Consider the following 10,832-nt stretch of genomic DNA (forward strand, 5'->3'; position numbering starts at 1 on the left):
TTTTTATGACCAACTATAGGGTAAATTCTTGTGGTGGTTCGCCATCTAGATTCAGAATGCGGACCGTTTCAGGTTTAATTTCGAGAAACACATAGTTGGGATCTTCGGGACCATCAAACCATTTTTTAAAAGATTCATCCAAATATTGCTTCTTAAAAACTGGTCATATATCTCGGAAGGGGATTTAATATTACTCCTGGGATTTAATAGCGAATAACTTTGTTTCTTAGACCGTCCTTAAACACAACAGGACAGTCTTTTTTATTTGTAAAGGTACGCTAAGAGTGAGGTTTTTTGAACGGAAAATTGTGTATAATGAGTTGGATAACCATTAGATAAGTGAATTGGAGAGAAACTTATGTTTTTTCGTTTAATGTATCATATCGTCCTGCCTATTTATGTCGTATTTGTCATTTTTTCCTCGATAACGTTGGGGAGATCTCAAAACGATTTTTTAATCATTTTACTAGGTATTCTTTTTATAACAAGCATTTATGTGGAAAGGATTTATTTTCTTTACCGATCGTTCTCAATATGTTATATTGACGATGGGAGGAGGAAAATAGTATGGCAAGAAGTAAAGAATTCGAAGAGAACGTAGTATTAGACAAGGCGATGAAGCTCTTTTGGGCACAAGGTTATGAGAAGACATCCTTGACCGATCTGGTCGAGTATATGGGAATCCATCGCAGAAGTTTGTATGACACATTTGGCGACAAACATACGCTGTTTTTGAAAGCAATGGATCGATTTCGCGATAAAGTCAGTGCTGAGCTTACGGGAGAAGTTAAACGATCCAAGACTGCAGCGGAGGCTCTTCAGTTTATTTTTAGTTTCATGATAAATGGTGAAGAGAACTCGCCTTCAGGCTGTTTAATGGTGAATTCGGCGGTGGAATTGGCAATGCGCGATGCCGATGTGGATTCAAAGTCCACTGAATCGTTCACACTATCAGAGCAGCTATTCAAGGATATTATTCTGTGGGGGCAGGAGGAGGGAGAATTTACCTCAGATTACGATGCCGGCGAACTGGCGGAACATCTGCATACTGTTTGTGTTGGGTTAAGGGTAATGACAAGAACCTCCATTCCCAAAGAAAAACTACACCGTATAGCCAATTTATCCATAAAACTTTTAGATAAATAATTATTTTATTCTTAGAATTATAGTTCCTATATGAGTAAGTCTGAGCTGTAGTAAAGCTTACTCCTAAGAATATATCATTGCTTATGCATTTTTTAGAATGATCGTTCTCGTATATGAGTCTTTCCTTGCTTAAGCTCTCTCCATGAAGGGATCATTCTTTTGTGTTTTTTAGAATGATCGTTCTCGTATATGAGTCTTTCCTTGCTTAAGCTCTCTCCATGAAGGGATCATTCTTTTGTGTTTTTTAGAATGGTCGTTCTCGTAGATGAGTCTTGTCTTACTTAAAGCTCTTTCCATGAAGGGATCAAGAGGGGTAAGTATAGCTTATAGAATGAAGAATGGCGTACAACTGAAAAATTGTACGCCATTCTTTCATCAGAAAAAGAAATTGTGGGAAACAGCTGTCTTGGTAATTAATATAATAAAAGTTTGTGCCGTTTTTTGGCTCAACCTGAAAATCAGTGCTTGACGCATGAATTACGTGTATTTGCAGGCGTTTAGTGCATTCTTGGGCTATACCCTTCAAGCACTGGTTTTTGTTTTGAGTCACCTACATTCAACGCTAGAGATTGCATTTCATGAAAAGCCACCAAAACATTGTAAAGGAAGAGGATGAAAAAATGAGAGCTGCTCAAATGCAGAAATATTCAAAAGAAGTTCAAGTGGAATTGAATGATGTTAAAATACCAGAAATTAATAGCCGGGAGGTACTCGTTAAAGTAAAAGCAGCAGGTGTTAATCCATTAGATATCCTTATTTTAAATGGAAGTATTCGAATGATATCTGATTATGATTTACCATTAACTTTAGGAAATGAACTATCTGGCGTTATTGAGGCTGTTGGAAAAGATGTTGAGAACTTCCACGTTGGTGACCACATTTATACGAGGTTGCCAGTTAATCAAATTGGAGCTTTTGCTGAATATGCGGTCGTCAATGAAGATGCTATAGCCTTAATGCCTAAAAATCTATCCTTTATTGAAGCAGCCGCTGTTCCTCTCACAGCTTTGACTGCTTATCAAGCATTAAATGACGTACTCAATGCTCAGCCTAACAAAAAGTTATTTATCCCTGGAGGAACTGGTGGCTTTGGTGCTATGGCAATCCCCATCGCCAAATCAATGGGGTTATATGTTATAACAAGCGGCAGTGAAAGAGGTAGATCACGTACACTGTCGATTGGCGCTGATAGATTCATAAATTATCATGAGGAAAACTATGCCAACATTTTATCTGATATAGATTATGTTATCGACACCTTGGGAGCAAAAGAGATAAAAGCAGAACTTGGTATCTTAAAACCTCAAGGAAAGTTAGTATCATTAAAAGCCGTACCTAATTATCGGTTTGCGGTTGACAATAATTTTCCAATGTGGAAAAAATTATTGTTTGGTTTAGTGGGTGCTCGTGTAGATTTTTTAGCACGTAAACATAAAAATGAATATCACTTTTTATTCGTACACGCCAATGGCAGTCAATTACAAAGAATCACTAATCTTGTTGAAAAAGAAAATATCACGCCCTCTATTGATTCAATTTATAATTTTAATGACATTAACAAAGCATTAATAAAAGTTTCTACTGGACACTCACAAGGCAAAGTTATTTTAACCTTCTAATCTAAAATTTAAGTACGTGGAAGAACTCTTGTTAAACTATAAAGTGCTTTCCTTTTATAGATCTAGCTGCCAATAGGGTAGCTTTTTATTTATGTCGCAAACGGGGAAGCATTCGAGTAATGAATAAAACCAAAATGTATAAGTTTGTGAAAAAATAGTTAACGGTGGCTTTAGTGTAAAAAAGGGTTGCTGCGGCAGCTCTTTTTCTTGTTCCACTACCGGGTGAGGTTAGTTCAATATGAAATGGATCACAACAGAAAAAATTATTTTATTGACCTTCTTTGGAAATAAAACAGCACCCCTTGGAAGAGTGCTGGATGAATCCCAAATCAGGGATAAAAGCTTATTATTGTGTAGTAAGGTCTGAAAGTTTAACTAACTTAATATGATTATCATTTTTAATTTCGGAGTAACCGCTATCGTATATCCAATGAATTACATAAATTTTTGACTCAAATATTACTTTATTACCTTTAACCAACAAATAAATGCCCCCTTTTATCTGAATTTGAACCTTTTTTAGCAAGTAGCTTAATTTATTAACAGAAACTTAAAGTATCATTATTAAAATCCCTTTTAAGAGTGGTGGAAACCTATTATGGACGTCCTATTTCTATTCAAGCGATGAAGAATTTAACTTTGCTCCTTTAACCTAGCTTTACGAAGATAGAAGCCGTATATGAAACCAGTCATAATGTTAACAATCGAGAAGCATATAAAAATATTTCGATAAACCATTTCCAAAGATAAACCTTCTTGAATGGTTATGAGTAATCCAGAAATAGTCACTCCGAGACCCGCACCGAAAAATTGCATTAATTGGACGATTCCTATCCCCGAACCAATTTGATTGATTGGCAAGATCCTTGTTATCTCGTTCGAAATACTCGAAGAAATTGCCGTAAAGCCAACGCTAGCAAACATATAAATGGAAAGGATAAAATAGGGATTTGCAGAAGAGAACCAAGCAAATAAGATTGAGGCACTTAATAACAATAACTGCCCAAAAATACTGCAATTTTTTCCTTTGAAACGTCTAAACCTACATATTTAATGGTATCCTTCATAATAGCTAGCTCCTTTCGTAATGTAGCTCTGATTTGGTTTGTTTTTCCAGTAAACAGTGTAACCAAATTAACCTACGGTGTTACGAGTAAGGAGCTAGTTTCGTTCATGATAACTTAAAGTAACGGGTGCAAGAGTTACAGTTTGGAGCTGTCTCCGTGATATATCCTCTAGTGTAGACACGGTAAAAAAAAAAGCCGATACTGTCTATCATTGTAGGGGTATTTTTATGCCGAAATAAGGAAGAAAATTTAATCCAATATATAGTTTTGAAGAGATAGTTAAATAGTCATATAAGCCTTTTATTTCTCTCTTATCAGACAAACCATGCTTCTAATTGATGGTTAGAATAAAACCAATAGCTGTTCTGTTTGCGGTTTAAAATAGTAGACTTGTCAACTGCTCACTGTTGTTCTTGAATGATGAATCAGGGGAAGGATTAGAATATTTTTCCTTAGACAATGCATACTAAAAACATAATTTATAGCAAATGCAGAAAGGGACGGAGTTGATGTTTTATTTTCTGAAGTTTTTAAGAGGAAAGCGCTCTTCTCGGTTCCATCACACAAGCTATAATTCTAATCTTCAGAAAAAAAATATGGAAGATGATGTCCTGGACTCTGATTTATCCCAAAATACAGAGAATCTCCAACTGCTATTTTCTCAAGCACCGGATTTAGTGATTCGTCGCTTTCTCATCGCCCCGAGTAAAACGGAGGCCGCTTTGGCGTACTTGTCCGGTTTGACGGATAAAGATGCAATCCATAATTATGTTCTAAAGCCATTGATGCATAGTTCCTTCGATCCTAATAAGGAACTGCCAGTCACAATAGGAGAAATCGAAATGGTCTATACGTGGGGGCAAATCGAAAATGCGATTCTAGGAGGAGATAGCGTTTTATTGATAAACGGGCAAATCACCGGTTATCAATTAGATACAAAAGGGTGGCCGCAAAGACAGCCTAATAATCCTCAAAATGAAATATCTCTAAAAGGTGCTAATCAAGGATTTGTAGAAACAGGGAGTCAAAATATTGCCCTAATCCGCAGGTATATTCCCCATCAGGAATTAATCTTAAAAGAGATGACCGTCGGTATTCGAGGGAAAACAAAGGTTTCCCTTTTATATTTGAGAGATGTAGCTTCTAAAGACGTACTAAGAGAACTGGAAACGCGGATTCAAAATATTACAGTAGACGCGGTCATTAATACCGGCGAACTTATCGAGTTCATTGAAGATAATCCCTATTCACCGTTTCCGCAAATGATGTTGACGGAAAGACCAGATACAGCTGTATCCCATATTCTTCAGGGAAGATTTGTGATTATTATGGATCATTCTCCGAACGTATTGATTGCTCCGGCAAACTTTATGTCCTTTTTTCAGGCTGTGGATGATTACGGTACCCGTTGGTTAGTTTCTTCCTTTATCCGAGTCATGCGTTTTATAGCCTTTATGATTGCCTTATTTTTGCCTGCCACTTACGTTGCCTTTATTTCCTATAATTTTGAAGTCATCCCGATGGAGCTTTTGCTTACGATTGCAGAATCAAGGATTCAAGTTCCGTTCCCACCCGTAATGGAAGCTGTGATTATGGAAATGATCCTGGAATTGATGAGGGAAGCTGCATTAAGGCTGCCGACTCCAATCGGTCAGACCATTGGCATTGTTGGCGGCATTATCATTGGCCAGGCGGCTGTGCAGGTGGGAATTGTCAGCAACATTATGATCATAGTCGTTGCCGTTACAGCCATCGCTTCTTATAACATCCCTAATTATGATATGAGTTCATCCATCAGACTGTTAAGATTTCCTATGATGCTATCCGCTGCCATGTTTGGAATTGTAGGGATTGTCATCGGATGGATGACCATAGTCGGCCACCTGATTAGTCTTGAATCACTAGGCACGCCTTATGGAACTCCTCTGGCTCCTTTCCGATTTGCCGATATGAAGGATGCGTTTCTGCGCTTCCCTTTATGGACAATGAAAAGCCGCCCTAAAGGCACAGGAGCTATTCCAACTATTCGACAAGGGAGAAATCGCACTAAAAGGTGAAACGATGAAAAAATATGCCTATAACGAAATCACTCTCATGCAATATATTTTTTTGATTAATGGAACACAGGTGGGAACTGGGGTCCTATCCCTCCCACGTATACTTGCGGAAAAAGCAGGTACCGACGGGTGGATCGCTATCCTGATTGGCTGGTTTTTCTCTGCCGCTGCCAGCATTTTTTTGGTTAAAACGTGCGAAAAATATCCTGATGAAACCCTTATCGAAATTCTTATCCGTTTATTCGGAAAAATTGTGGGAAAAGCAGTCGTCATCGTTTACATGGTGTACTTTGCTTTTTACGCTTGGGCCATTCTTGTGAATGGCAGTCTATATATCAAAGCATGGTTCCTGCCTAAAACCCCTAATTATATCATTTTACTGTTATTTTCGGTTCCTACTTTTTTTGTAGCCCGTAACGGGGTTCGCGTTTTAGCAAGATACTCCGAGCTGTCTTTTTACATGGTCATTTGGATTCCTTTGTTTTTCCTGATACCGCTAAGGGACGGAAATTGGCTGCACTTTCTTCCGGTGCTTAAAGAAGGGTGGAGACCAGTATTATCCGCTGTGCCGACCACTGTTTTTTCCTTTTTGGGATTTGAAGTCGCGTTCTTCCTGTACCCCTTTTTGCAAAAAAAGCAGCATGCGGTTCTCGGAATCACGATTGCGAACACCTTAACGATGTTGTTTTATGTTTTAGTGACGATTGCCTGCTTTGCCTATTTTAGTCCCGATGGGATTATCGAATTTAATCAACCCGTCCTGAATTTGCTTAAACTAATTGAATTTCGTTTTTTGGAGCGTTTTGACATGGTTTTATTGGCTGTTTATCTGATTGTTGTTTCCACAGCCTGGATACCTTGTGTATTCATTACTGCCTTTTGTTCTAGTCAATTGCTGGGAAAACAGGATCACAGCCAGCACGTCATTATTTTATTATTGATCATTATTGGATTGGTCTTTTGGCGTGATCCTACTTGGATTGAATCGGAAAAGTGGCAGCTAATGGTTGCCAAAGGAGGGCTGCAATTGGCATTCATAGCTCCTCCCTTTTTATGGATCTATAGCTGGATATATGAAAAGTTCCGTCGGAGGGTAAGCCATTGAAAAGGAAGATACTACTTTGCCTATCGCTCTTGGCTATGATGATGACCGGATGCGTGGACCAAATAAATGTTGAAGATGTCACTCTGTCACTTATACTAGGTTTAGACCTGGATGAGGATGATCATTTAGTGGTGTACATGTCCAGTCCGGTGTTTAATAAAGAAGCAAAGGTAAAAGAGGAGAAAGTCGAAGTGAAAGCTGTTACGATTCGAAATTCCAGGGAACTTTTTGATATGACGGTAATGGCTTTGACATCGGGAAGCAAAACGCAATTAATCTTAATCGGAAAAAAGCTGCTTAAACGAAAAAATTGGATCAATTATATCGATCCCTTTTATCGGGACCCCAAAAATACGGTAACCACACGAGTTGTCTCCGTAGATGGGCCTGTTTCGGACGTCATTTTTTTTAGGCCAAAAGACAAGCCGCGTCTACCTTTGTATTTGGCAAATTTAGTGGATACGGCATACAGAAGAAATGTCACTGTAAAAACCACCATTCAAGAATTTCATGAGCAAACGACGGAAAAAGGGATGACAGCAAGCATCACCGAAATGAAAAAAGACCACAAAATCATGTTGACCGGCACGGCTCTGCTAGATGAACAGAGCAGATATAAGTTAAGCATAAAACCACATGAAAACAAATTATTACGCATCCTGCAGAATAAAACAAAAGGTGATTTCCCATTTACCATTTCAGTCCCTTTGGAATCGAATGGACGGGATAAACATTGGATCAGCTTTAGTACGCCGAACGTCAAGGTAAAAACAAAGGTAAGGTATGACGGTCATTTTATTTTTGACACAGACGTAAGAATGAGAATTGCCATTACAGAACGGCTTTTTCCATTCAATGTAAGGAAGGACACAGCGAAACTGCAAAAGAGTATAGAAACGAAACTGCAAGCAGATTTCGAGCGCTTAATAAAGAAAACGCAAACCGCCTCCATTGACCCGTTTGGATTTGGGATTTATGCAAGAGCCTATACGTATCCAGAGTGGAAAAAAGTCCAAAATCAATGGGGGAAAGCCTTTTCGAAGGCTGATGTAAACGTCAAAGTACGTGTAACCATTGGCGGGATGGGAACGATTAAGTAACACGGGCCAATGATGTTCTATTTAAAAAAGGCTATTCTTTTTGTGAATGATTACATAAAGGATAGCTTTTTGGTTATGGTGCATCTTACTCGTTTTCAACTAATAGAACAAAGGAAAATAGATTTTCTAATTCCAACCACAAAAGATTAAAAATTCCAATGGAATGGTAATTAGCCTGGGATTATAAAACTTTACAAGATCCAGAAAAAATAAATAAGATGGGGGAATTTCATAATAAAGTTACCGAAGCAAGAAGGGGTTATTTTGATTATTGGTTAAAAAATACCTTTTTACATTGGGATTTTTTTGTATCACTGGCTTTTACAATCATACCTTTACTCATATGGGTCAAGTTTCGTAAGAAAGAGAGTACAAACCGTCTTTTATTTGTTGGTTGTTTTGCTGCACTTGTTTCTTCATGGCTTGATTTTTTAGGAGTGCAATATGGAAAGTGGTATTATACGGGGAAAGTTTTTCCAACTATTCCTTCTTACGTTCCTTGGGATTTTGTGCTTATACCTGTCTCAATTATGTTTCTTATTCAACTTAAGCCGCATGTATCTCCTATTCTTAAAGGAGGAATTTTTGCAGTAGGAAGCGCATTCATTGGAGAGCCCTTTTTAAATGGTTAGGTCTTTATGTCTCAACTAATTGGAATGAATTTTATTCTTTCCCCATTTACTTTGTTATTTACTTAATAAGCCATCGCCTTAGTAAATTGAAAAATTTTGAACCTATTAATTAAATTTTATAATGGCGTGAAATAGGTGGGTAAAAATAGTAAAATTCAATCTTTCTTACTTTTTGATGCATTACTCCAAGGGTAATGCATTTTCTTGTTTATAGATATTGAGTTTGTGAAGAATTGTACTTAAAGTAACGGGTGCTTGAGTTGAACAATCAGCTGCCATCCTTGGTGGCTTTTTCTTATTGTGCTAACGGGGCAGGTTAGTGGAATAAGCTACAGTTTTTTATTTAAAAAACAACCAAAAACCGTACTGTTAAGCATTTATAAAGACAGGCACCATCAATTGTAAGAATGGTGCTATTTATTTTGTTTAAATCGAAAAATTGATGATACGAAATACTCTCATAAGGAATACTAGGAACTTAAAAGGAGGTTTTATAAAAAGTGAATGACCTAGAGCTACACCATATTTTCGAACTTGGACTTATATTAGTTATGATTGCAGCTGGTATTACTGCCATCGCCAAAAAATTAAAGCAACCTTACCCAATTGCATTGGTAATTGTTGGGACTATTATTGGTCTTGTAAACATTCCTGCTTTAGAGCCATTAAAGGGTTTGATTACAGAAGGTGAAGTTTTCAACTTTGTCATCATTACGCTGTTCTTGCCTGCTTTATTAGGTGAAGCGGCTTTAAAGCTGCCTTTTTCCCATTTAAAGGAGAATAAAGAACCCATTCTAGCTCTAGCTTTTGGAGCAACTCTTTTATCCTTTCTCATTGTCGGTTTTTCTACGATATGGCTTTTAGGTTTTTCGATTCCTACAGCGTTTGTTTTTGCTGCTTTAATGAGTGCTACTGATCCTGTAAGCGTTATATCAATTTTTAAAAGTGTCGGGGTAAATAAAAGGCTGGCAACTGTTATTGAAGGAGAAAGTTTATTTAATGATGGACTTGCGGTTGTCCTTTTTAAAATTTCCGCTTTTTATTTACTTATATATCTTGACCTTGGAGTTGTAGGTGTTGGCTATGGATTATGGGAATTTATTAAGGTAATCACATTTGGGCTCATCATTGGTGGTGCACTTGGTTATGCGTTCTCACAATTAACCAAATACTTCGACGATTATCCGTTAGAAATTATCTTTAGTATTATTTTATTTTACGGTTCATTCTTACTAGCTGAAGCGGTTCATGCCTCTGGTGTCATTGCTGTTGTTGTTGCTGCCCTGATTTTTGGAAATTACGGAGCAAAAATTGGCATGAGTCCGACGACGAAGTTAAATATTAATAATTTTTGGGAAGTTACTGCACTGCTAGCCAATTCAATCGTATTTCTAATGGTAGGATTGGAAATAACCAACATTAACTTAGCGGACAAATGGAGCTTAGTATTTTTTGCCTTATTGATTGTGCTTATTGCAAGAAGTATTGCAGTCTATGCAAGTCTATTATTTACCAAGAATTTTCCAACTTCCTGGAAGCACGTTATCAACTGGGGAGGTCTTAAGGGGTCTTTATCCATTGCTCTTGTTTTAAGTCTTCCTCGTGATTTTACGGGACGGGAGGAAATCTTGATTATAGCTTTTAGTGTGGTATTGTTCTCATTGGTGGTTCAAGGACTATCTATAAAACCGCTATTATCCCTCTTAGGGGTTAATAGAAAAGAAGAAGCATTTAAGGAATATGAAGAAATAATAGCTAGGGGACACCGATTTGAAACAGCCATAACGGAAATACAAACAGTTAGAAAAAAATTATTAATTACGGAAACCGCAGCCAAAGAGATCATTACACAATATGAACAAGAACTAACTGCATTGCAGAACAAAATAGAGAAACTTTTTGAGAAGTATCCAGGACTAAAAGAAAAAGAACAAACCATCTTACAAAAACACGCATTATACGCACAACACGAAGCCATCGAAAAACTGAACAAAGAAGAAATTATCTCTAACGAAGTAGCTGAGCACGAATACAATCAAATTACTGACCAACTAGTGAAATTAGAAGATTTACATTAATAATTAAGTCTCTTCACCAGTTTCTGTG

The 10,832-nt window shown here is 37.4% G+C and carries 8 protein-coding genes; 7 read left to right on the forward strand and 1 reads right to left on the reverse strand.

Annotated elements, in window-relative coordinates:
• Positions 1-567: 567 nt before the first annotated feature.
• Both J7E67_RS30150 and J7E67_RS30155 read left to right on the forward strand, forming a co-directional pair.
• Positions 568-1,146 carry a TetR/AcrR family transcriptional regulator gene (locus J7E67_RS30150; RefSeq protein WP_214716638.1) on the forward strand — a complete coding sequence of 193 codons (579 nt, stop codon included), beginning with the start codon at positions 568-570 and terminating at the stop codon, positions 1,144-1,146.
• Positions 1,147-1,766: 620 nt separating this feature from the next.
• Complete coding sequence (locus J7E67_RS30155) at positions 1,767-2,765, forward strand: NADP-dependent oxidoreductase (protein ID WP_214716651.1); 999 nt, start codon at positions 1,767-1,769, stop codon at positions 2,763-2,765.
• Between the two features lie 633 nt (positions 2,766-3,398).
• On the opposite strand, the gene J7E67_RS30160 is transcribed toward J7E67_RS30155, so the two are convergent.
• A complete protein-coding gene (locus tag J7E67_RS30160; RefSeq protein WP_374102992.1) occupies positions 3,399-3,815 on the reverse strand; it encodes an MFS transporter in 417 nt (138 codons plus the stop codon).
• A gap of 526 nt (positions 3,816-4,341) precedes the next feature.
• Between J7E67_RS30160 and J7E67_RS30165 the strand changes: the two genes are divergently transcribed.
• The 5 genes from J7E67_RS30165 to J7E67_RS30185 all read left to right on the forward strand — a co-directional run bounded on the left by J7E67_RS30165 (position 4,342) and on the right by J7E67_RS30185 (position 10,804).
• The gene (locus tag J7E67_RS30165; RefSeq protein ID WP_214716640.1) at positions 4,342-5,889 is read left to right on the forward strand and encodes a spore germination protein; all 1,548 of its coding nucleotides are present in this window, start codon (positions 4,342-4,344) and stop codon (positions 5,887-5,889) included.
• Positions 5,890-5,893: 4 nt separating this feature from the next.
• Positions 5,894-6,994 (forward strand): GerAB/ArcD/ProY family transporter, encoded by a 1,101-nt coding sequence (locus J7E67_RS30170; RefSeq protein WP_214716641.1) that lies wholly within the window; start codon positions 5,894-5,896, stop codon positions 6,992-6,994.
• Positions 6,991-8,094, forward strand: a complete 1,104-nt coding sequence (locus J7E67_RS30175) for a Ger(x)C family spore germination protein (protein WP_214716642.1) — start codon at positions 6,991-6,993, stop codon at positions 8,092-8,094. The genes J7E67_RS30170 and J7E67_RS30175 overlap by 4 nt, the downstream gene beginning before the upstream one ends.
• A gap of 218 nt (positions 8,095-8,312) precedes the next feature.
• Complete coding sequence (locus J7E67_RS30180; protein ID WP_214716643.1) at positions 8,313-8,726, forward strand: CBO0543 family protein; 414 nt, start codon at positions 8,313-8,315, stop codon at positions 8,724-8,726.
• A gap of 500 nt (positions 8,727-9,226) precedes the next feature.
• Positions 9,227-10,804 (forward strand): Na+/H+ antiporter, encoded by a 1,578-nt coding sequence (locus J7E67_RS30185; RefSeq protein WP_214716644.1) that lies wholly within the window; start codon positions 9,227-9,229, stop codon positions 10,802-10,804.
• The last annotated feature ends 28 nt before the right edge of the window (positions 10,805-10,832 follow it).

This window comes from Bacillus sp. ISL-46 (assembly GCF_018613205.1).

Coding starts and splice junctions, on each gene's coding strand:
- J7E67_RS30180 (WP_214716643.1), top strand. CDS start 8,313: ATGGGGGAATTTCATAATAAAGTTACCGAAGCAAGAAGGGGTTATTTT.
- J7E67_RS30155 (WP_214716651.1), top strand. CDS start 1,767: ATGAGAGCTGCTCAAATGCAGAAATATTCAAAAGAAGTTCAAGTGGAA.
- J7E67_RS30165 (WP_214716640.1), top strand. CDS start 4,342: ATGTTTTATTTTCTGAAGTTTTTAAGAGGAAAGCGCTCTTCTCGGTTC.
- J7E67_RS30150 (WP_214716638.1), top strand. CDS start 568: ATGGCAAGAAGTAAAGAATTCGAAGAGAACGTAGTATTAGACAAGGCG.
- J7E67_RS30170 (WP_214716641.1), top strand. CDS start 5,894: ATGAAAAAATATGCCTATAACGAAATCACTCTCATGCAATATATTTTT.